General features: G+C 44.9%; 20 protein-coding genes. 16 read left to right on the plus strand and 4 right to left on the minus strand.

Features of this window, described 5'->3' with window-relative positions:
* Window positions 1-19 precede the first annotated feature (19 nt).
* The 12 genes from NX845_RS17285 (at window position 20) to phnE (NX845_RS17340) (ending at window position 13,664) form a co-directional block, all read left to right on the plus strand.
* Entirely contained in the window at window positions 20-532 is a 513-nt protein-coding gene (locus tag NX845_RS17285; protein WP_017076901.1) for an RNA methyltransferase, read from the plus strand.
* 110 nt (window positions 533-642) lie between these two features.
* Complete coding sequence (locus NX845_RS17290; RefSeq protein WP_260257027.1) at window positions 643-1,479, plus strand: SGNH/GDSL hydrolase family protein; 837 nt, start codon at window positions 643-645, stop codon at window positions 1,477-1,479.
* Between the two features lie 55 nt (window positions 1,480-1,534).
* Window positions 1,535-2,425, plus strand: a complete 891-nt coding sequence (locus NX845_RS17295; RefSeq protein ID WP_260257028.1) for a LysR family transcriptional regulator — start codon at window positions 1,535-1,537, stop codon at window positions 2,423-2,425.
* 91 nt (window positions 2,426-2,516) lie between these two features.
* On the plus strand, window positions 2,517-3,524 hold the full coding sequence (dgcN, locus tag NX845_RS17300) for an N-acetyltransferase DgcN (RefSeq protein ID WP_256799116.1): 1,008 nt from the start codon (window positions 2,517-2,519) through the stop codon (window positions 3,522-3,524).
* Between the two features lie 57 nt (window positions 3,525-3,581).
* Window positions 3,582-4,568, plus strand: coding sequence for an N-acetyl-D-Glu racemase DgcA (gene dgcA, locus NX845_RS17305; protein ID WP_065681104.1), 987 nt, complete (start codon window positions 3,582-3,584; stop codon window positions 4,566-4,568).
* 382 nt (window positions 4,569-4,950) lie between these two features.
* Window positions 4,951-6,924, plus strand: coding sequence for an ATP-binding protein (locus tag NX845_RS17310; RefSeq protein WP_065681105.1), 1,974 nt, complete (start codon window positions 4,951-4,953; stop codon window positions 6,922-6,924).
* On the plus strand, window positions 6,921-8,273 hold the full coding sequence (locus NX845_RS17315) for a sigma-54 dependent transcriptional regulator (protein WP_017076895.1): 1,353 nt from the start codon (window positions 6,921-6,923) through the stop codon (window positions 8,271-8,273). The genes NX845_RS17310 and NX845_RS17315 overlap by 4 nt, the downstream gene beginning before the upstream one ends.
* Before the next feature lie 313 nt (window positions 8,274-8,586).
* Complete coding sequence (locus NX845_RS17320; RefSeq protein ID WP_065681106.1) at window positions 8,587-9,807, plus strand: glycerophosphodiester phosphodiesterase family protein; 1,221 nt, start codon at window positions 8,587-8,589, stop codon at window positions 9,805-9,807.
* 300 nt (window positions 9,808-10,107) lie between these two features.
* Window positions 10,108-11,148 (plus strand): phosphate/phosphite/phosphonate ABC transporter substrate-binding protein, encoded by a 1,041-nt coding sequence (phnD, locus tag NX845_RS17325; protein ID WP_004732989.1) that lies wholly within the window; start codon window positions 10,108-10,110, stop codon window positions 11,146-11,148.
* Window positions 11,149-11,278: 130 nt separating this feature from the next.
* On the plus strand, window positions 11,279-12,049 hold the full coding sequence (phnC, locus tag NX845_RS17330; RefSeq protein WP_004732991.1) for a phosphonate ABC transporter ATP-binding protein: 771 nt from the start codon (window positions 11,279-11,281) through the stop codon (window positions 12,047-12,049).
* Window positions 12,037-12,861, plus strand: coding sequence for a phosphonate ABC transporter, permease protein PhnE (gene phnE, locus NX845_RS17335; protein WP_004732992.1), 825 nt, complete (start codon window positions 12,037-12,039; stop codon window positions 12,859-12,861). The genes phnC and phnE (NX845_RS17335) overlap by 13 nt, the downstream gene beginning before the upstream one ends.
* Complete coding sequence (phnE, locus tag NX845_RS17340) at window positions 12,861-13,664, plus strand: phosphonate ABC transporter, permease protein PhnE (RefSeq protein ID WP_004732994.1); 804 nt, start codon at window positions 12,861-12,863, stop codon at window positions 13,662-13,664. Before phnE (NX845_RS17335) ends, phnE (NX845_RS17340) begins: the two co-directional genes overlap by 1 nt.
* Window positions 13,665-13,840: 176 nt before the next feature.
* Here the strand turns inward: phnE (NX845_RS17340) and NX845_RS17345 are convergent, their stop codons facing one another.
* From NX845_RS17345 to hpf, 3 genes are all read right to left on the minus strand, one after another.
* The gene (locus NX845_RS17345) at window positions 13,841-14,620 is read right to left on the minus strand and encodes an HAD-IIB family hydrolase (RefSeq protein ID WP_061021483.1); all 780 of its coding nucleotides are present in this window, start codon (window positions 14,618-14,620) and stop codon (window positions 13,841-13,843) included.
* Between the two features lie 109 nt (window positions 14,621-14,729).
* Window positions 14,730-14,885: a DUF3012 domain-containing protein gene (locus NX845_RS17350; protein ID WP_017076890.1), complete on the minus strand. Its 156-nt coding sequence runs from the start codon at window positions 14,883-14,885 to the stop codon at window positions 14,730-14,732.
* 278 nt (window positions 14,886-15,163) lie between these two features.
* Window positions 15,164-15,520 (minus strand): ribosome hibernation-promoting factor, HPF/YfiA family, encoded by a 357-nt coding sequence (hpf, locus tag NX845_RS17355; RefSeq protein ID WP_004733000.1) that lies wholly within the window; start codon window positions 15,518-15,520, stop codon window positions 15,164-15,166.
* 420 nt (window positions 15,521-15,940) lie between these two features.
* On the opposite strand from hpf, the gene NX845_RS17360 reads away from it, so the two are divergent.
* Both NX845_RS17360 and NX845_RS17365 read left to right on the plus strand, forming a co-directional pair.
* Window positions 15,941-16,525: a hypothetical protein gene (locus NX845_RS17360; protein WP_065681127.1), complete on the plus strand. Its 585-nt coding sequence runs from the start codon at window positions 15,941-15,943 to the stop codon at window positions 16,523-16,525.
* A 412-nt stretch (window positions 16,526-16,937) separates the two neighbouring features.
* Entirely contained in the window at window positions 16,938-18,368 is a 1,431-nt protein-coding gene (locus tag NX845_RS17365) for a YfcC family protein (RefSeq protein WP_065681107.1), read from the plus strand.
* 122 nt (window positions 18,369-18,490) lie between these two features.
* Here the strand turns inward: NX845_RS17365 and glgC are convergent, their stop codons facing one another.
* Complete coding sequence (gene glgC / locus NX845_RS17370; protein ID WP_017095139.1) at window positions 18,491-19,711, minus strand: glucose-1-phosphate adenylyltransferase; 1,221 nt, start codon at window positions 19,709-19,711, stop codon at window positions 18,491-18,493.
* 400 nt (window positions 19,712-20,111) lie between these two features.
* Here glgC and ompW point away from each other — a divergent pair, with 400 nt between their 5' ends.
* Together ompW and NX845_RS17380 are read left to right on the plus strand one after the other, a co-directional pair.
* Window positions 20,112-20,741 carry an outer membrane protein OmpW gene (ompW, locus tag NX845_RS17375; protein WP_065681108.1) on the plus strand — a complete coding sequence of 210 codons (630 nt, stop codon included), beginning with the start codon at window positions 20,112-20,114 and terminating at the stop codon, window positions 20,739-20,741.
* 202 nt (window positions 20,742-20,943) lie between these two features.
* On the plus strand, window positions 20,944-22,761 hold the full coding sequence (locus NX845_RS17380; RefSeq protein WP_065681109.1) for a choice-of-anchor I family protein: 1,818 nt from the start codon (window positions 20,944-20,946) through the stop codon (window positions 22,759-22,761).
* The last annotated feature ends 496 nt before the right edge of the window (window positions 22,762-23,257 follow it).

A 23,257-nucleotide genomic window follows, 5' to 3' on the forward strand; every position in this document is an offset into this window, starting at 1 on the left:
CGTTAAGTGAGAAATATTCATGAACAAAAGCCATGTGATTATTGGTTTAACTAACCCAAAGAGCCCGACGAATGTTGGCGCTGTTATGCGTGCGGCTGGTTGTTACCAAGTCGACGAAGTTAAATACACAGGGCAACGCTACGAAAAAGCCGCTAAATTCCACACTGATACGAAGAGCGCAGCGCGCACGATCCCGCTTACTGCCGCTGAGTCATTTTTAGATAATCTTGACGCGGAAACTCAGATTGTGTGTGTAGAACTAGCAGAAGGTGCGACACCACTGCCTCGTTTTAAACACCCTGAAAACGCTATCTATATCTTTGGCCCTGAAGACGGCTCTATTTCTCAAGATGTTGCGGATAGAGCTGATCACGTTGTGTATGTACCAACGGTTGGCTGTATGAACTTGGCTGCGACGGTTAACGTGCTGCTTTATGATCGCCTTGCAAAGTCAGATGAAATGGATGAGAGCAACGAGCTTATTAAAAAGAGCCGTGATAATCGTAATCATCTATTAATCAAAGAAAAGTAACTATTTACTTCTAGTAAAAGTAACGATCTGCTTCTAGTGTTATCTATCCCGTAAGCAATCGGATATTATCTTTGGTTCATCATTAGATAATTGAAGGGTTAGATAACACCATGGAAGACAAGCAATTACTTGCCGCGCTGCAACAACACCCTGTCCTCGATCTGTATCAGTTATTCCAAGAAGTTGGTCAAAATAGCTCTCTATACGCACTATTAGAGAGGTTATCTTCCCTTAAAGAACACCACCAACTGAGTACTCGTCTTAGCCCTTTTAAGCCACACATCGAAGGGTTACTGACTCAATTTGATGGCACTACGCCGGATAGTGATATCCTCAAGGCAGTTGCTCTTCAGTCTGAGATTCAACAACGAGGCCACAGCATGAGCCGTTACATCATGACATCAGACAATCACCGTCATTTTTCTCCAAATGCAGACCTAGTGATGTTTGGTGATTCGATCACCGAGTGGGCCCCGTGGGCGGATATTTTCCGCGATGTCTCAATGGTCAATCGTGGCCTAGCAGGAGATACCACAACAGGCATGTTGCGCCGCATTGATACCACGTTGAATGTGAAACCAAAGCTTGTATGTTTTATGGCAGGGGTAAACGATTTAGCTCAGGGTTATGATGTCGAATATATCTACCAGAACTACATTGATATGCTTAAGGTGTGGCAAGAAAACGATATTCGAATCTTGGTGCAATCAACGCTTTATGTTGGCTCTAAACTGCAAGGTTTGAACCCTTCAGTGGAACTGCTCAATAGCAAGATAAGCGAGTACTGTTCTCAGCAAGGCATTGCGTTTTTAGATGTGAATTCTGTATTGTCACCTAATCAGCTTTTGTCGAATGAGTACTCATGTGATGATTTGCATTTGAATGCGAAGGCTTATCAAGTTTGGGCTGAGGTACTTCAACCTACGGTAGCTGAGCTACTAAAATAGACTCACGCAAAAAGCTAACCCCTAGATTTGTTTCGCGAACCATAAGGACATCAATGTGAACCTAAGACAGTTGGAAGTCTTTTACGCCATCATGCAAACCGGCACCGTATCTGGAGCCGCACGTAATCTGCATGTGTCACAACCTAACGTGACGCGTATTCTGGCGCACACAGAGCAACAACTCGGGTTTGGTTTATTTGAAAGAGTTAAAGGACGATTGGTACCAACGGTTGAAGCGAAAACCTTGTTACCTGAAGCAGAAAAAGTGTATCAGCAACTGGGTCAGTTTCGTTCTTTGACGAATAAGGTGAAGCATGGCCATCAGCATTTACGCATTGGCGCGCCACCGATTCTGGCGACCAAGTTGCTGACGCAAGTGATTGCTCAAATGTCTCGCGAACAAGAGCTCTCTTTTGAGTTGCTGACAGCAAACCGTGATGAACTGTGTGCTGGGTTGTTAAAGCATGAGCTTGATATTGCTATCGCGTTTGGCGATGAAGCACCACCTGCGATATTAAGTGAAACACTCTTAACTGAATCACTCAAGGTTCTGGTTCCTTCCAGCACCGTTGAACAGCTACCTACTGAATTAACCCTTGATGATCTGATCAATTATCCCTTACCAATCATCGGGCTCGATAGCCGCGATCCATTAGGCCTCCTGTTACATCAAAGCCTTATTGCACGCGATGAGCATTATCACCACCCTATATCGGTACGTGGATACAGCGCTGCGGCGGAACTGGTGAAGCACCAAGCTGGGTTTGCGATCGTTGACCCGTGGACGGCAGAGCAGTATCAAAATGACGATGCGGTTTGTGTGTTGCCACTTCAACCAGATATCCAATTCTCGGTATCGATGCTTTGCGCAGAGCACACCCCTCAGTCGATTTCCGTTAAGCAATTTATCGCTTCATTGAAGAGCCATACCCACCCTATAACTTAAGGTTATAGGCTCGCCATAAATAGGTATTCGGCAGCTATCTAATTCCTAATTAAAGTAAATCCATACAAGGACTTATTAATTAGGAATGCTCATGTCTATCGCTCAACCTTACCTTCTTTTTCTTGGGGATGTTACCGACCCACTTGCCGCAAAAACAGCCCGTGGTATTCATCAATGGCGACCAGAAATCTGCCTCGGCCAACTGCGTTTAACGGGTGATACCGTTTCACTGGGCTTAACGGACATGACCTTGCAAGAGGCGCAAGCGCAGGGGGCGAAGACGCTGGTGATTGGCACCGCAAATCCGGGTGGCGTTATTCCCGAATCTTGGCAGTCAACCATTATGGCCGCTGCAGAAATGGGATTTGAGATTGCATCTGGAATGCACCAACGATTGAGCGAATTTTCACCGCTTGCTGACATGCAGCACCAAGGATTGACTAAGCTTCATGATGTACGCCATTTTGACGGTGTTCTTAATGTTGGTAACGGTAAGCCTCGTCAGGGTAAGCGCCTGCTTACTGTCGGAACAGATTGCTCAGTAGGTAAAATGTTCTCGGCGTTGGCCATTAAAAAATCGCTTAAACAAGCGGGAACGTCAGCTCAGTTTAAAGCGACGGGGCAGACGGGTATTTTGATTGAAGGCAGCGGAATTTCGATTGATGCTGTGGTTGCGGATTTTATTTCCGGCGCGGTTGAAGCGATTAGCCCCGAATTTACCGACCACGAGTGGGACATCATTGAAGGGCAGGGTTCTTTGTTCAACCCTTCGTTTGCAGGCGTGAGTTTGGGGTTATTACATGGCGCACAAGCCGATGCTTTGGTGTTGTGCCATGAAGTCGGGCGACCACATATTCGTAACCTTCCTCATGTTCAATTACCAAGCATAGAACAGACGATTGAAGCCAACTTACAAGCTGCACGACTGACGAATCCAGATGTGAAATTGGTTGGCATCTGCTTGAACACGTCGGCAATTAGCATTGAAGACGCTGAGACATTATGCCAAGAATGGACCACACTCTATCAAGTGCCCGTGACGGACCCTGTGCGTTTTGGTGTACAACACATTACTGATCATTTGCGACATTCACTTTAACGACTTCATCATTTCTACGTTTCCATTTGTTAAAGCGAACATCAACCGAGTGAAATTATGAAGATTACAGCAGAACCCATTACTATCGCGATGCAAACGGCTTTTCGCATCTCTCGTGGCAGTCGAACTGAGTGTCACGTTGTTCGTGTTTATATTGAACATGATGGCAAACAAGCCCAGGGAGAGTGCACCCCTTACCCACGATACGGCGAGTCATCGGAGTCTGTGTTAGCGCAAATCCAACAAGCGTCTAGCGCACTTGAAGGTATGTTTGAGCGAGGCGTTACCGATCCGGCAGAGCTAAGAGATCATCTTCAGTCTTTATTGACCGGAGGGGCAGCGCGAAATGCGGTCGATTGTGCGCTTTGGGAGCTTGAAGCCAAACAACATGACCAGGTCTTCCCAAATAGCCTGTTTGAGTTACCGAATCAAATCGTGACAGCAATGACCGTCTCGATTGGCACTCCAGAAGCGATGGCGACTCAGGCTCGAGACTATGTCGTAAATGGAGCAAAACTCTTAAAAGTGAAGCTTGATGGCGAGCAAGTGATAGAGCGTGTTCGCGCGGTACGAGAAGCTGCGGCAGATATTCAGATTGTACTGGATGCCAATGAAGCGTGGACGGGCCTGAATCTCGAAGAGTTGTTTAATCAACTAACAGAGTTTGATATTGCGATGATCGAACAACCTCTTCCACAGCAGCACGATGCGTCACTGGCACACATCAATCACCCGATCCCACTGTGTGCTGATGAAAGCTGTCATACTACTTCACAGCTCTCATCGCTGTTGGGTAAGTATGAAATGGTCAACATCAAACTCGATAAGACGGGCGGTTTGACTGAAGCATTGGTTCTTGCAGAAGAAGCCAAAAGGCTAGGATTTACGCTGATGTCTGGTTGTATGCTTGGTACATCATTAGCGATGCGTGCAGCTCTGCCTATCGCCGTTCAATCTGAAATCGTCGACCTTGATGGCCCAGTCTTACTTGGCCAAGATGTTTCGCCTGCGCTGACTTATCGAGATGGGATGATTATTCTCTAAGTTCGCTGAGCCTCGGGTTAGTCGATGGACATGACATAAATGAAATCGCATGAGTGAAAGCTTGTGCGATTTTTTAGATCTATAGTCCTTAACTTATTAAATAATCAAAGGTTTTTACTGCTTGATTGAGCGCGCTATTCGTATGATTTACGGGCGTATTGATAAAGTAATCACGTTTCTGTCGGTGCGGTCACTTTCTATTATCGCAAAACCGACAGCTCAAGCTTTATAAAACAATTGTTATGATATCTTATGTGAAATGTTAATGATTACTCTTCATTTAATAGCTTCACTAAAGCTATTCGATGCAAACCTAAGTAAGGCTCACACCCTAACTGATTGAATCATTGACAGTTCCTGTTGATTATTTGATGAGAAGAAGGTGGGGCGAGTGAGTAGTCATGTCTCCGAGGTTGTAGAAAATAAGGATAGTTTCGAGCGCCCGTTCTCGATCAAAATCCCACGTCGTAAGTGGTTTGGTTGGAAAGGTATTGAGCTGCGCTTGGTGCTTGCGTTGGCCATGCTATCGATGACCACTATCTTCCTCTCGGTTGTCTCTAGCTTTACCTTCGATGATTTAAACCAACGTCTTGTTGATCTAAAGGAGAGTGAAATCCCGGCCTTAGATAATGCCGCACGCCTCAATGATATGGTGCGAGTGATTATTACAACCTCTTCTCAGCTCAGTGACGCTGAATCGAATTTAGAGCGCAAACAGGCGATGCTAAAAATCGAAGACGCTATTTCCGTGATGAATAGCGTTATGGTTCAGTTCCCGGACTATCACTCCTATTTTAAAGATCTTATCGCCCAAGTTAATAACAGCCTTAGCTTGTTGTATCAAAGTGAAATTGAGTCAGAACAGCTCAACCAAGAGCTTCGTAATTTGCTCGAAGGTTTTTATCCGCTATTGCAGCAAGCTAGTGACTCACTCGATAACTTGCCAGAGTCTGCCAAAGATCAAATCCAGTACACACAGCTCAAGTCTCTGCTTTATTACCAATTAGGCTTGGTTGAAAAGCTGTATAACGACTCCAGTTTTAATGAACTGGATTACACCAGTTTGCGATTAGAGCAGGTAGGGGAAGAGTGGTGGAAGCTCTGGGTCAGTGGTGATTTAAGAAGTGATTATCCTCAATTAGATCATCAACTCACGGTGATTTATAACCTTGCCTCAAGCGATAGCAGCTTGTATGGGATGAAAAACAAAGCGCTCGATCATCTTTATCAAGAGCAATACTTCCTGCAAAACAGCCGCGAGCATTTGAACCAATTAACCGTGCAGATCGAAAGCAACACCAGCAAGGTGAATAGCAATATTGACCAATCGATTCAGCAGGCGCAGCTGTCTTTACAATCGAACCAACAACTCTCTCTTTTTCTTTCTCTGTTTAGCGTGTTGGCTGCCGCTGCCATTTCGTGGTTCTACGTGCGTAAGAGTATTTTAGAAAGGCTTTTACAGCTCAAAGACAACATGTTCGCGATTTCTACCGGTCATCTAGATACCGAAGTTTCTATTCGTGGCAAAGACGAAGTGACGCAAATGGCCAAGTACCTAAAGGTATTCCAGACCACGGCCAAAGTCGTTAAGCAAACTAATCGAAAATTAGAGGCTGAGGTTGAAGAGCGCACCTTAGCCGAAGCCAAACTACGAGTAACCCAAGACGAGCTAATCCAAGCCGGAAAATTGGCCGCGCTAGGGCAATTGAGTGTCGGGATCACGCACGAGATCAATCAACCTCTGACGGCAGTAAACAGTCACGTTCGAAGCGCGCAGCTTTGGTTAGGCAAGCAAAGGCCAGACAGGGCAGAAGAGAACCTAAAAAAGATCGAGATCTTGTTAGACAAAGTGGCTGCGATTACTCGTCACCTAAAGGCCTTCTCACGTAAGAGCGATGGCAAGATTGATAATGTTGAATTGGATAAGGTCGTCGGTGATGCGATTGATCTGTTCGAAACCAGACAAAGCTCAGTATCGATTCAGTATTTACCGCAAAGCTGCCTGACGGTTCGAGCCAACAGCATACGCTTGGAACAAGTGCTGGTGAATCTCATAAGCAATGCTCTGGATGCCATTGAGCATAAAGAGCAGCCTCAACTTAGTATTGCTACGCAAGAGCTTTCGAACACCATGCAGATTTTGGTCAAGGACAACGGACTGGGCATACCTGAAGAAGATATCCCGTATTTGTTTGACCCATTTTATTCCAGAAAAACAACAGGTAAGGGGCTTGGGCTAGGCTTGTCTATCGCATACAACATAATAAAAGATTTTGGCGGCTCGATTCACGTGGAATCGGTTGAACACCAAGGTACCACCTTTATCGTCACTCTACCAAAAGGCACAGGTTCATGATTTCAGAAAAACACATAGTTCTTATCGACGATGAAATAGATGTCGTCGAAGCCGTGAGCGAAATGTTAGAGCTAGAAGGGTTTAGTGTCACCACCTTTACTGATCCCAACCTTGGCCTAAAGTCGCTTAAGGCGAACAGTCAGTCGGTTGTGCTGTGTGACGTGCGCATGCCGAAAGTGGACGGTTTGACGTTGTTGAGCTCAATCCAACACCGTGCCCCGAATGTGCCCGTTTTATTGATGAGTGGCCATGGCGATATTCCAATGGCGATCGAAGCGATGAAGTTGGGCGCTTTCGACTTTCTGGAAAAACCGCTTAATTCGAGTGAGCTGGTGGAGAAGCTTGATTTGGCGATTACCCAGTGTCAGCACAGCTGCCCGTCAACCTCGGATGGTGATGAGCAAGAGGATTTACCGATTGAATCTGTGGTTATTGGCCAATCAAAAGCGATGGATACCATACGTAAACAAGTGCTCGCTTTGGCACATACCGGCGTAGATACCATCATCAACGGAGAAACGGGAACGGGCAAAGAGGTGATAGCTCAAGCTCTGCATCAATTCAGTCGTCGTAAGACTAAGCCATTTGTCGCGATCAACTGTGGCGGTATGACAGAGAGCATTATTGAGAGTGAGTTGTTTGGCCATGAAGCGGGTTCGTTTACTAGCGCGAACAAGAAGCGTATTGGCAAAATAGAACAAGCCAATGGCGGCACTCTGTTTCTCGATGAAATTGAGAGCATGCCGATTGCGGTACAAATAAAACTGCTGCGCGTGATTCAAGAGCGAATGATTGAGCGTGTTGGTGGTAATGAGTTGATACCTGTCGACATCGTCGTGGTCGCAGCCAGTAAAGCCGATCTCGTGAGCTTGAGTGAGTCTGGGGAATTCAGAGCCGATCTCTTCTATCGATTGAACATTGCGAGCTTAAACCTTCCGGCACTGCGCCAACGAAAAGAAGACATTCAGGTGTTGTTTCGCCATTTTGTGATTCAAGCGAGCCACAAATATAAGACGCGCCCATCAACGATTTACCCTGAGCAGATACAGCAGCTATGTCGGCATGAATGGCCGGGTAACGTTCGTGAACTACGTAATGTCGCTGATCGATTTGTGTTGGGTATCGTCGGCGATGGCTTCGATCTTCAATCGCCAATTTGTGAAGCGTCCGGAGAAGATTTCGCTTTTGAAAAGCAGATGGAGCAGTACGAAAGGAATGTACTGACTGAAGCGTTGATTGAGAGCGCAGGCAATATCAATGAGGTCTCTAGCAAGCTGAACCTACCACGCAAAACGCTTTATCGAAAAATGAAGAAACATCAATTGGATAAAGAGAGTTTCAAAGCTTAATTCGTTCAGGTGTTTGTTAAATGGAAAACCAAAATCAAAAGCAAAACCAAAGCCAAAAGAAAAAGCACAAGACAACAATGACCCATTTGGTTTTTAGTCGAATGGCTAACTGTTTCAAGTGATTGTAATAAAAGAGCTTTAACATCTGGCACAAAGCGTGCAACCCTTACATTGTGGCGTCAGCCCACACGAGGTTATTCGGTGTTGAGTCAAAAAACATATGACAGCTATCTATATATGACAGCTATCCAACATTGAATGATCGAATAAAGGACATTAGAAAAATAATTGCTTGTTGCAAGGAGATACAAACATGAAGCAAATACTGAAAGGTTCGATTGCTCTGATATTAGGCATGAGTTCAATAACGGCATGGGCCGCTGCAGAACCAGCAAACTTAGGACCTCGTCCCCTCTTTTTAGTCAACAATATGGATGAGAGCCCTTTGAAAACTAAGCTGTTGAGTTGCAGCGAAGGACCTTTTCATCGTAGTGATTTTTCTATTGGGCATCGCGGAGCTGCGATGCAGTTTCCTGAGCACACTAAGGAATCTTATTTAGCGGCGATTCAAATGGGCGCAGGCGTTGTCGAGTGTGATGTGACCTTCACCAAAGATAAGGCGTTGGTATGCCGTCACTCGCAAAGTGATCTGCACACGACGACCGATGTATTAGCACACCCAGATCTTGCGAAGAAGTGCTCAACCCCGTTTACACCAGCTAATCCAGCGACAGGCGAAGATGCTCAGGTTGAGTGCCGTACTTCTGATTTCACGCTGGCTGAGTTTAAGACGCTCAAAGGTAAAATGGATGGTGCGAACCCAAAAGCCACCACGGTTGAAGAGTACATGAACGGGACTCCAGGTTGGAGAACCGATCTTTACAGCCAAAGTGGCACACTGATGACACACGCAGAAAGTGCAGTACTCTTTAAAGAGCACGGCGTGAAGGTCACTCCTGAATTGAAATCAGCAGCGGTAGATATGCCTTTCAATGGATTTAGCCAAGAGATGTATGCGCAGAAGTTGGTGGATGAACTGAAAGAAGCGGGTTTCAAGCCTTCTGAGACTTACCTACAGTCATTCAACTTGGATGATGTGAAGTATTGGATCAATGAAACACCGGAGTTCGGCAAACAAGCGGTTTATCTTGATGACCGTGTTTACGAACAAGCGGACTTTGTCGCGTCTGTTGAAAACATGAAAGAGCTACACGATGCGGGTGTGAATATCATCGCACCACCTCTGTTTGCTTTGGTTGAACTTGATAAGAACAACGAATTAGTGGCGTCTAACTACGCGAAACTGGCTAAGGATGCAGACCTCGACATTATCGCATGGACACTGGAACGTTCTGGCCCGCTAGCGCAAGGCGGTGGTTGGTATTACAAGAGCGTGAAAGATGGCATCAACAATGATGGCGATATGATGAAAATGCTTGATGTGTTGGCACAAGATGTTGGTGTGATGGGCGTATTCAGCGATTGGCCTGCAACGGTAACTTATTACGCTAACTGCATGGACAGCGACGCATAGGCGATTCTGAGAGCGCTGTTACGTCGCTAATTATAGCGTTTGTATAGAGAGCGCTTAGCCAAAGAATAATAAGAGAAAAAGCAGTGAACCAAAGAGCCTTCGGGCTCTTTTTTTACCACTGAAATCGGCGGGACAGAAATGACCCAAATGATGGGTTTTGAGTTGGACACGAATGACTCAAAAGTAATTTGAAAGTGTGGGTTTTTATTTAAGTGACTGAAATTAAAGATATAAAAAGGTGGCACAAAGGCTGCAACAGTGAAGGTGACTTTCAACAATAAGTAAAAGTAAGGTTTGAATATGAAAATCAGTGTTAAAGGACTGTTAATCGCTAGCTCATTACTACTTCCTTCAATGGCTATGGCAAGCGACTGCTCTAGCCGTGGTGTGTTAGACGATCGATACTGTGATGAAAACCAAGATTTGGTGGCCGACTCACCAAAGAACCCAGATGAGTGGAATGACCCAAGTACGCTTGTGTTTACTTACACGCCAGTAGAAGACCCTGCGCTGTACAAAGATGCGTTTGCGGATTTCCAAGCTCACCTAAGTAAAATCACGGGTAAGCGAGTGATTTACTACACAGTTCACTCGAACTCTGCGCAAGTAGAAGCGATGCGTTCTGGTCGACTGCACGTTGCAGGTTTCTCTACGGGCCCAACAGGCTACGCAGTTAACTTAGCAGGTTACGTTCCAATTGCGGTGAAGGGCGATGAGTCTGGCTTCCAAGGTTACAACCTAATCACGATTGTGCGTAAAGACAGCGGCATTAACAAAATGTCTGATCTGAAAGGCAAAAAGGTTGCACACACTTCTGCATCTTCCAACTCTGGCAACCTAGCTCCACGTGCGTTATTCCCAGCGAAAGGCCTAGTGCCAGATGAAGATTACAAGGTGCTTTACTCAGGTAAGCATGACCAATCGATTCTAGGTGTCTTCAATGGAGATTATGACGCAGCACCTGTGGCATCGGACGTGTACGATCGTATGGTAGCAGCAGGTCGTGTTGACGATTCTGAACTGAAGATCATCTACCGTAGCCCACGCTTCCCAACGTCTGCGTTTGGTTACGCTTACAACCTAAAACCAGAGTTAGTTGAGAAGATCAACGAGGCTTTCTTTAGCTACCGCTTTACACCAGAAATGAGCGCATCGTTTAAAGGTGCTGACCGTTTCTCTCCAATCAGCTACAAAGAAGAATGGGATGTGATTCGTGATATCGCTCATGCGACAGGTACGGCTTACACCAAAACTGGCTTGAAGAAACTGGCTGAAAAAGATGCGGCTAAACGCGCAAAGAAAAAAGCCGCTGAGCTAGCAAAACAAGCAAACAACGGCTAGTTCTTAGCTCTGTTGGAAGGCTAAGTTTTAGAAAGACTTAGCCCTTTAAAAAACACCTACTTCAACTAAATATCTATGCCCTCGCGGGTAGGGCATAGATCATTCGAAAATTCGCACAAGGAAATGCAGTATGGCCGTAGCAAGCTATGAAGGAATAAAGATAAACAACCTTTTCCACGAATACGTGGCAGGCAAGCCAATCCTTAAAGGCATCAATATTGATATCGATGAGCCGGGTATCATCGCGATTATCGGCCCATCCGGTACCGGTAAAAGTACGCTTCTGCGCTGTATCAACCGACTCAACGATCCAAGTCAAGGTGAGATCATATTTGATGGCGCAGACCTGACTCAATTAAAAGGCCAAGCGCTACGTAAACAGCGTCGACATATCGGCATGGTGTTTCAAGAATATAACCTCGTGGAACGTTTAACGGTTATCGAGAACGTGTTGAGTGGCCGTTTGGGTTACATGACTGCTTGGAATGCATGGCGTCGTAACTACTCTGCGCAAGACCTCGCCAAAGCGTTCGAGTTACTTGAATTTGTTGGCCTGCAAGACTTTGCTAACCAACGTGCCGACAGTTTATCGGGCGGCCAAAGACAGCGTGTCGGTATCGCTCGCGCAGTAATGCAAGACCCATATATCTTATTGGCGGATGAACCGACTTCATCACTCGACCCGAAAACCGCGGTTGAGATCATGGAGTTGATGGAGACATTCGCAGAACAGAAAAACATTCCCGTGTTGGTTAACATCCACGATGTGAACTTAGCCAAGCGTTATGCCAAGCGCATCATCGGCATGTGTAACGGTAAAGTTCATTATGACGGTAGCCCTGAAGGGATTTCAGAAGAAGATCTAAAAATCATTTACGGGGGTGAGTCATGGCTGGATTAACCCCAAGTTCATCGCCAAGCGTACCGTCAAACCAGTCGCCAGCGAAGCATGAAAACCCGTTCAAAACCTCATGGACTAACCGAGCAATCATCGCTGCAATCATTGGCTACCTGTTTTACAGCTTTGCGACGTTAGGATTGACTTTTGATCGTTTGGTCATCGGTTTTGGTGAAAGTGAGCGGTTACTATCAAGAATGTTTCCGCCTGATTTTTCGCGTACTAACCTTTTATTGAGCGGTTTAGCGGAAAGCTTACAGATTGCGATTATCTCAAGCTTCTTTGGCATCGTTATTTCATTGTTTCTGGGCTTGTTAGCTGCGAGAAATATGATGCCTTCAATCGTATCGACGCCAATACGTTGTTTCATCGCACTATGTCGCTCTTTTCACCCGGTGATCATCGCAATCCTATTTGTGAAAGCGGTGGGCTTCGGTGCCCTTGCTGGGATCCTGACTTTGGTCTTCGCATCGATTGGTTTTATTGCCAAGCTTTTTGCAGAAGCGATTGAAGAGATCTCTTTTAAACCGGTTGAAGCGATTAAAGCAACCGGTGCCAGTTTTATCAGCGTCATTTTGTATGCGGTAATGCCTCAAGTATTTACTCGTTTTATTGGCTTTGCTAGTTACCAGCTTGATTCCAATCTACGTAATTCAACCATGGTTGGCATTGTGGGTGCGGGCGGCCTTGGCGGCACGTTATTTTCGGCATTCCAACGTTTTGACTACGACTTTGTCGCCGCTATTTTGATCACCATTATCGCATTGATTCTTGTGGGTGAATTTCTTTCCAACATTGTTAGGAGAATCTTCTAATGACAACTGCATCTATCGATAAAGAGTGGCAGCGCTTTACACCAAACGAACGCGTGGCTCGATTTGCCGTTTACCTTAGCTTAGTGTGTGCGATTGTTTGGTCTTGGCAGACGGTTGAAGTGATTCCTGAGTTCCTATACGACGCGCCAGCGCAGTTTGCTGACATGTTCGAGCGTATGGTGCCAGTGGACTACGCTTTCTATCCTGAATCAATCCACGCAGCGATGATTGAAACACTGCACATTGCGACGTTAGGTACCTTGTTTACCTTGATATTTGCGATTCCATTGGCGTTGTTGAACGCGCCAAATATCACACCTAATAAAGCGCTGAACTGGGTGGCTCAATTCTTTCTGGTGTCTTCACGTTCTGTGAACTCATTGGTTTGGGCTTTGTTGTTTATCGCACTATTTGGCCCCGGTGTTCTCGCAGGCATTATGGCAATTGCCATTCGCAGTATCGGCTTTGTAGGGAAGCTGTTAGCGGAAGCGATTGCCGAAGTGAACATGGGGCCTATCGAAGCTCTGCGCGCAACTGGCGCTTCTTGGATGAGCATCTTGCTTAAAGGGTATTGGCCACAAGTTATGCCCGCATTCTACTCCATCGTGTTGTTCCGTTGGGACATCAATGTGCGTGAATCTGCGGTATTAGGGTTAGTGGGCGCTGGTGGTATTGGCGTGGTGCTAAACGATGCGCAGAATCTTTTCGAGTGGCAAAAAGTTTCGATGGTATTAGTGAGTATCTTCGCAGTGGTTATCGTTGCGGAAGCCGTAGTGATCCACATACGTAACAAACTCATATAAACATATGGTGCAATGCAGCGTGTTTTGTGTGATGTGTCAAAGTTAAGAGCTTATCTAGCATTTTGAAGCTCAAACGACCCTAGGTACTTCGGTCTACCTAGCGGTCGTTTTTTTATGTCTATTGAGTGACCTAAGACCTTGTTAGAAGTCGAAGGGCGTGACTCGTTTTTAAGTGTCTAGCTTTTAACTGCCAGCAGCGCATCCACAAATTCTGCAAACCCATAGCCACCCGGCTGCGACATCACCTTACTTGGATGATGATCTAACTTATCCCAATAATGCTTAATGTTTGCCACGCCAACGGTGAGTGGTAGTGATTCGAACATCTGTTGATCGTTCATTGAATCGCCGACATAGCAGGCTTGATTGTGGATTTGCTCAAGCGATAAGCCTTTATTAGTAAGGAAACGGTGCACAGCGTTTTTCTTTGAGTGTTCGCCATACCAAGCATTGATATGAATCGAACTTGCCGTCGCGTGTGCGCCTAAAGCGTGTATTCTTTCGAGTACCGCTTGAACAGTTTCAGGATCAACAGGCTTACGGTTTTGGCCGATATCAATCGCGACCTCACACAAGCGGTAAGATTGATCCAAAGTTAGCGATAGGTCGGGGTAACTCAACAAGATCGCTTCAACTTCTTGTTTTAGCTTAGCTTGGTTCTTACGCACTTGTTCTAGCGGTGTTTCAGATGAGAGTTGTAATGCACCATCTTGCTTCTCTAGTAAGAAGGCGCCGTTCTCTCCAAGCACGGCATCGACAGGCCAAAGCTGCGCAATATGGTCACACCAACCAGCACAGGCTCCCGTTACAGCGACCACTTTGATTCCATTGTCTCTCAGCTTTTGTAACGCAATCAGGGTTTCTGGAGGGAGTGAACCTTGCCAAGTGAGCGTGTCATCGACGTCGGTTAATACCCAGTTGATGTGTTGCCAGTCATTACCTAGTTGGTGTTCCATCCTCAAACTCACTTATTCGGGTTTATTGTGTTACGTGGAGTGCTCTGTTCGTCGTTAAACGTTTTTCACTCAGTGCTACTAAGTGTCGTTAATTAACGCTTAACCGTGTTTAGAAAACACAATGTTTAGCAAAATCACCGGCTTCATTGGCAGTCCAGTCGCCTTTCGGCTTTTCTTTCATATCTGTACACCAAGCTTCACTGCCCACTTCTGTACAAGCCATCAGTTGAGTCGATAGAAATAGAATTAGCGCGATTTTTTTCATAATAAACATTCCTTTATTCTCTAAATTTCTGCTTATAACTGTACCAAATACGACTAGAGATTGTTATAGCAGCCAGTGACATAAGTTTGCTAAAAACGATATAGAGTTGGACTTGGTTCGAAGATGAGAAGTGAAGGGGTTAGGCCATCGCGATAGTCAAAATCAAAGTAATAGATTGATAAAGAGATTGAGGGGGGATCGAAAAAGCCAGCAACATGTGCTGGCTTTGAAATTCTTGTGCGCTTCTATTCGTTAGTTCGCTTTAACTACTTATCGAGTTATACCAGTTTCATCTCTTGGATGATGTCCGAAGCGATTTCTGGCTTCGTGCTCGTTGGTTTCTCGTGTAGGTCTGCTTTCAATTGTCCCTTACGGTTACTTAGGCCTGCTTCAAGTTTCTTGAGTGCTGCAGCGATAGCTGGGTACATAACATCGTCTGTAGATTTTGCTGTTACTCGTACACCTTCGTAGTTGGTGAATACTTCTACCTGATGTTGACCGTGTTCTTTAGTAATGATGATGTCGCAACTGATCAGTGATGGGAAATGGTTCGATATCTTCTCGAATTTACTTTCGATGTCTTTGCGTGACTCGTCGTTAATTGATACGTGATGTGTTTGAACATTTATTTTCATAAATCATACCTTTCCAATGACTGTGTCATTTAAACGTAGCAAACATCGGTGAGTTTAACCAACTGCGAAATAGCACATGTGTGATTCACTTCCGTGTTATCAAATAATCTCCCATTACTCCCTTGAAAGTCCGGTTAACTGGTCGCATATTATGTTTCGTGAATTTCAAACGTGTTTAAAAATCCCTCACCTTTGAAGTATTGCTCCAATTCACTCTTTCAACTTAGTTTTTATCGCCCTAATCACGCATCACTCCAAATACTTATTCTAGTCTGCTTTTATAAATCCACATCCATTTTAGTGAACAAAACATACTTGCTCTGTTGATATCACAATTACTGATATAAAGAACAATGAGATATTGAGATGAATTTTAGTACGGGATACTCTAACGGCTTCGTTAAACTTGGATTTATTAACATGAAAATGCCTGTTAAATTCGCTGTAATCGCAGCTTCCCTTTCTTTCGCTTTCAATGCCTTTGCTGCCCCTGTTGAGTTTCAGAAAATTCCAGAGATCATGCAGCAGTTTGAAACTGCAGAACTGTACGTTAAGAAGTCGGTCACCTTAGGTCGTTTACCAGCCGAGTCTGAAATTGGCATTGATTTCCCGACCTATGTTTCAGACGGTGAGGGCGGTTACAGCATCGAGACAAATAACGTAATGACAGATTCTGTTGTTATCGCAAGCATGCCGAAAGCGATTGTGGGTGATGTTTTCAACCAATGGCTAGTACCTAAAGAGACATGGATCAGCAGCTACGGATCTTTGCCAACCTCGACCACTGAATTTAAGCCCTTTAAGCGTATTAAAACCATTAAAGCGATTAAGATCGATGCTGAAATGCTTGAGCTGTTAGGCAGTGAAGATGGCAGCACGGCGATGATCAAAGTGAGCTGGGATGAGAAGGGAATGAAGGTCTATAAGGATGGTTACTTAGCGGATTATGAGTACGGGATTGCCCCTCATGAGATGCAAGAAAACTATGAGCTAGCGCCTAAGTAATTCAGTTCAATGTAAGAAAAGCGCCCAACTTTTGCTAGGCGCTTTTTTAAAGCCCACCCAAACATGACGAAACTCACACTTTTCTGACAATTTACCGCTCGTTGTGTTAGCATGCGCGGCTTGTCTTTGTAATTGATAAAAAACATATTACTCAGCGGATTTCTTTGTTTATCTGCCCGTAATGACCTCATTCAGTTTGGCCTGACTTGGCTGAACATCTGCATTTTGCTCGGACGCAAAGAGAGTAGTACTCACTACTTCACTATGTACATTTGAGAGCACCATCTATCAAAGGCCTTTTTGAAACAGCCTAAATTAGCGCGAGCTTAGTTCTGCGTGAAGGGTTTCGTTTTTCCAAAAATCCCTCTCGGTAGCTAAGTACTCCTTAGTTGCTGACAAGTAAGGAGTCTATATGACGACTACGGTATCTACGTCCGTACCTACATCTCAAGCTGGTAACACAGCTCCGACAGAGAAAGAAGTAAACCACCCGTTTCTCTCTTTGGTTATCATGGTGATTGTTGCTGCAATCGCAACTTACTTCATCCCTGCTGGTGAGTTTGAACGAGTGGTCATGAATGGCCGCACGGTTATCGACCCAGACAGTTACACACTATTAGCCAGTAACCCAACAACATTAGCCTCTTTTTTCGAATCATTTTTTAAAGGCTTCAAATCCGCTTCTGGTGTGATGGGTGTTGTGGTATTTGTGGGTGGTGCTTTCGGCATTATCAAACACATGGGTTTGTTAGACGCATCCGTCGTTGCGTTAACGACTAAGCTAAAGAAGCAAGGCTTGTACGTGATTGCACCTGTGATCATGACTGCGATCTTCTTCAACGTCACCTTCACCGGTATGCGTGAGCTTGATGTCATTTTTATCTCTTTGATGATCCCTATCTGTATCAAACTTGGCTATGACGCGATAACGGCACTTGGTGTTGTTTTACTGGCAAGTTGCGCTGGTTTTGCAGCTGCGCTAGCTAACCCATTCTTCACAGGTATCGCACACACTATTGCTGAACTGCCTATGTATTCAGGCATGTGGTACCGCTTTATTGTTGGCATGTTCATGTTGCTAACGGGTGCTTGGTATGTACTTAACTACGCGCGCAAAGTTAAGCAAGATCCAACCAAAGGTTTGTTGCATGGTACGGGTTACCACTACGAATCTAGCGTTGAAGCGAAAACACTGACTACTCGTGAAAAGCTTGCGGGCATCGCGTTCTTGGGCGTATTCGCATACATGATCTTCGGCACGTTGACGATGGGGTTCGGCTTTACCGAGATTGCGGGTGCATTTGTGGCAATGGCGATCATTCCGGGTTTGGTGGCGGGTTTATCTCCGAACAAGATTTGTGAGTATTGGACCAAAGGTGTTAGCGATGTATTGGTGGCAGTACTGATCATCTTCTTCGCTCGCTCAGTGTTGACCATTATGGAAGACGCGAAGATTGTTGATTCTATTATCTTCTATCTTGCACAGATCATTTCTGGTAGCTCTAAACTTGTGGCAGCAGCAGGAATCTACTTCTCGCAGGCTGCGATCAACTTATTTATTCCGTCTGGCAGTGGCCAAGCGGTGATCACTATGCCAATCATCATTCCATTGGCAGATATTGGTCAAGTGACTCGCCAAGTAGCAGCACTTGCTTCTCAATTGGGTGATGGTATTTCTAATTATATTTACCCAACCAACGGTGGCTTGTTAGCGGTATTGGCTATTGCAAAAGTGCCTTACACCAAGTGGGTTCGTTTCTTCTTACCGCTGTTCTTGTTCTGGTCAGTGGGCGCTTTGATTTCAGTTGTGATTGCTCAAATGATCGAGCTAGGGCCTTTCTAAGGGTTTCTGTTTAATCGAATGCATGGACAGTTAAGGCTTAACTGAAGCCGTGTGAACTAATAAGAAGGCAGCGAATTCGCTGCCTTTTTTCGTTTAAAGAAAAGCTATTACAATGACCAAGATTACTCTTCAAATTGGTAAGAAGAGGGCACGACAATGACGCCTTTTTTCGATATGTGAAAGCGTTTAGCGTCTGCAAGTCTATCAATGCCTATTTGGGTTCCATCTGGCACCTTAACGTTTTTGTCGATGATGCAGTTCTGAATGTGGCAGTTTCGCCCAATCTCAACGTCTTCAAACAGAATACTATCAATCACAATCGCGGCATTGCTGACTTTGACCTTAGGGAAGAAGATAGAGTTTTGCGCCGAACCCCCTTCAATCACCACTCCATTCGCGATCATCGAGTTGATGAATATCCCTTGGTTTCCTTCTACAGAAGCAATGGTTCGCGCAGGTGGAAGTTGCGGATCATAGGTGCGAATCGCCCAATCCGGTTGGTATAAATCGATAGGCGAGGCCGGTTTCAACAGATCCATATTGGATTGGTAGTAAGAATCGATAGTACCCACATCTCTCCAGTACGCATCTTGGGTTACACGACCTTCCTCATCCCCAAATTTATATGCGTAAACACGGTTGTTGCCGACCAACTTAGGAATGATGTCTTTACCAAAATCGTGGCTTGAGTTCGGGTCTTCGGCATCCGCCAGTAGCGCTTGTGTTAACACCTCTTTATCAAAAACGTAAATACCCATTGAAGCCATGCTTCGAGTCGGCCTACCGGGTACACATGCTGGGTAACGTGGCTTTTCGGTAAAGTTATTGATCTCGAGAGATTCGTCTATCTCCATCACACCAAACTCTTTGGCTTCATCAATTGAAACTTCCATGCACGCCACGGTTAAGTCGGCCTCGTTCGTTTTGTGTTGCTTGAGCATTGGCGCGTAATCCATGCGATAGATATGGTCGCCTGATAACACCACCACATGCTTAGCTTCACTACGAGAAAGTAGATACAAGTTTTGATAAATCGCATCGGCAGTACCGCTGTACCAGCTATCACCCGTTCGCATTTGTGGGGGAACATTGGTGATGTATTCGCCGAGCTCGGGGTTAAGTACCGACCAACCATCCCTTAAATGTTTTTGCAAAGAGTGAGACTTGTACTGAGTCAGTACCAGAATTTGGCGAAGCCCAGAATGCAGGCAGTTCGCGAGAGTGAAATCGATGATTCGATATTTGCCACCAAAGGGCACCGCAGGTTTTGCACGGTTATCGGTGAGGGGAGAAAGCCGAGAGCCAACACCGCCGGCCAGAACGATTGTTAGAGTGTCTTGCATGGTCAGAACCTCAATGTATTTATGATTATGAACATAGACTTGCAAGCACTAAGCCAAATGTAACTCATTGAATATTAAATGAGGTGAGGCTGATTCTTGTAGACCTGCACCAAATTGATGCGTACGAGATGTTGGCTTGCTCTATTTTGATCCGAAGAGACCTGGGCAAAGTGAGGGTGGTGAATTAACAAGATGACGCACGGGAAAGTTGCATTACAAAACTGTCAATAAAATGAAGGAATAAAGTGATCGGGTCGATATAAATTTACATAAATAATCACAACTTTTCACAAATTGATTTCCATCAATAAAGTAGGGTTATTATATGCTACCTTGCACGCAAAATAAGAAATGATTACTCATTCACCAATAAAAATTAAGCCCTCAAAAGGAAATTATAATGAAAAAAACAGTATGTGGTATTGCGGTTATTGCGGCTCTTATATCGACCAATGTTCTTGCTCATAAAGAAGGTGATTTCATCATCCGTGCAGGTGCAGCAACAGTATCTCCAAACGAAAGCAGTGGCCCTGTTGCTGGTAGTTCAAGCACTAAGTTCTCTTTAGATTCGAATACACAGCTTGGCTTAACATTTGGTTATATGTTTACAGATAACATCAGCTTTGAAGTATTAGCTGCAACCCCATTTTCTCACAATATTTCTGCGACTGGTCTTGGTGAAATAGCTGATACCAAACATTTACCACCAACGTTTATGGTTCAGTATTACTTTGGCACCGCAGAGAGTGACTTCCGTCCTTATGTAGGCGGCGGCATAAACTACACTGTATTCTTTGACGAAGGTTCGAAGATCGATGGATTGAGCGATGTATCACTTGATGACTCTTGGGGCTTGGCGGCTAACATCGGTATGGATTACATGATCAACGACGATTGGTTCTTGAATGCGTCAGTTTGGTATATAGATATTGATACGACGGCTAAATATAATTTGGGCGGCACTGATTACTCAACAGACGTTGATATCGACCCATGGGTATTCATGATCGGTGGTGGTTACAACTTCTAACCCACCGATTCAGTTTACTAAAGGCGCTCAAGCATCAGCCAGCTTGGGCGCTTTTTTTTTGCTTGTTTGTTAATAAGGTGCTCACCTTAGCTTCTGTTGTTATGAGTAAAAGAAACCTATTGTCGTCATTTATTGTTAATAAAAGAGAAAGATAACTGTCATAACAGCCCTCTATGATCGCGATTCAAATTATGGAGGATATATGAATCGTAAATTTAATAAGCTGACATTATTACTGCCTATCGCGGTAAGTTCTGCTCTAGTAGGCTGTTCTCAATCAACGTCAACATCACCAACGGTTGCTACGCCATCTCAAACGTCACTTGATGCTTTTAGCCTTCAATGTAAATCCATCGAGCAGCCAAGCGCTTCCAATGCTGAGGTAACCGGAATCAGTCTGGTTGGTCGTGCTATTGCCGATGCCCCGTTTGATACCTCAGCAGCCGAAATCGTCAGCTACGATTCATGTACCGACAAGCTTTATGTTGTGAACGCTCAAGCTCAGAAGGTTGATGTGTTATCAATGAACTCGGCTAGCGAACCAACATCTTCGGGTTCGATTAATCTTCAATCAGCGGCTGCAGCTGCTGGTATTGATATTGGTGCAGCGAACAGTGTGTCTACTCATCAAGGATTAGTTGCTGTCGCGATTGAAAATGCTGACAAGCAACAGAACGGCATCATTGCACTTTATCGTTCAGACACGCTAGAGCTGATCACTACTTATACGGCTGGTGCATTACCGGACATGGTGAGCTTCTCGAAAGATGGTCGCTACATTGCCTCTGCAAATGAAGGTGAGCCGAATGCGGATTACAGCATTGACCCTGAAGGCTCAGTAACGCTGGTGGATTTAAGCAGTGGTCCTTTGCAAGCGACAGTCACTCAGATTGATTTCAAGGCATTCAACCAAGGTCAGCCCCGCCATGCAGAGCTGGCCGACAAGGTTCGACTCTCTGCGCCGAATGCAACTGTCGCTCAAGACCTTGAACCGGAATACCTAACGTTTGCTGATAACGGAAAACTCTACGTTGCCCTTCAAGAGAACAATGCGTTGGCAGCGATTGATGTGGCGAGTGCACAAGTGGATGCGATTCTTGGATTAGGCGGGAAGCCTTGGGATAACGCTAAGCTAGATGCGTCAAATAAAGATAAAAACATCGGTAACCTACAAAGCTACGCAATGTTGGAAGGCCTTTACATGCCAGACAGCATCACCAGCTACAGTGTTGATGGCAACACCTACATTGTGACTGCGAATGAAGGTGATGGTCGTGAGTATGGCATCAAAACCACGCAAGAAATGTGTGACGAGAAAGGTTTTGAGTGGGATGGTGATGACTATAAAGGCACCGAAAACTACACAACAGAAAAAGACTTTTGTATCGCTTATGTCGATGAAGTGCGTGGCAAGAAGTTAGACGTTGATGCTAACCATCCATTAGCTGGTGCATTGAAAGACAACAAGCAACTTGCACGTCTTAAAGTGATTAAGCCACGAGGGACACTCGCTGCTGACCAAAAGGTTCAAGCATTCGGTAGCCGCTCTTTCTCTATCTGGGATGAGTCAGGTGAGCTCGTGTTTGATAGTGGCGATGATTTCGCTCGAATTGTGCTGGAGCAAGATCCTGCAAACTTCAACAGCACCAATGATAACAACCAAAGCGGTGACGATCGTAGTGATGATAAAGGCGTAGAGCCTGAAGCTATCGAAGTGGCTGAGATCAACGGCAAGCACTATGCCTTTGTTGGACTTGAGCGCCAAGGTGGCATCATGGTTTACGACGTAACGCAGCCTAAGAGTGCAAGTTTCATCAGCTATCTAAATAACCGCGATTTTACTCAGCCTGTATGCACTAAGGTTGATGAAGACGGTGATTGCGATAACGATATTTACAACTCGAAAGCCGGTGACCTAGGCCCAGAGTCGATCAAGTATTTCACTCGTTCTGGCAACCACTTTATTGCGGTTGGGAACGAAGTAAGTGGTAGCACATCAGTTTATCGCGTTGAGTTTTAATCACGGTTACTGCTTGTAGCTAGACTTAATAAAAACAAAAGCGCCACTACTGAATAAGTAGTGGCGCTTTTTAGTTTATTGATGGCTTGCTGAAACTAAAATAAACGATAGTAAGTTGTAGGGTTTAGTCGCCGAACAACAATCAGAGAAGAGCAAACGTTTTGATGAAAAAATTTCATACCTTCATTTTGGGAAGGTTTAACATAGTAACGTCTCTTCAGCCATGCTCGCTTAGTGGTATCAAAAGTTCCTCTAGCGCTTATATAGAAAGCTTGCTTTTTCTGCTGCGTAATAAATATGTTTGTCAAACGACATCTATTCAATGACACACTTTTAAAGAAGTAGGTAAACGTCGATTTCAACTGTTTCCCCATCAGTTAAATGGGGGAGATCAAGTTAATTCATCATAGGTAAGTTCACGATTGCAAAGACTACCGTGATATACGACAGACGTGTTGATAAAAATAGGCACCCTATAGATTTAGCGCTTACGGTT

The sequence above is a fragment of the Vibrio sp. NC2 genome (genome assembly GCF_025195005.1).
Classification (GTDB): Bacteria; Pseudomonadota; Gammaproteobacteria; order Enterobacterales; family Vibrionaceae; genus Vibrio; species Vibrio splendidus.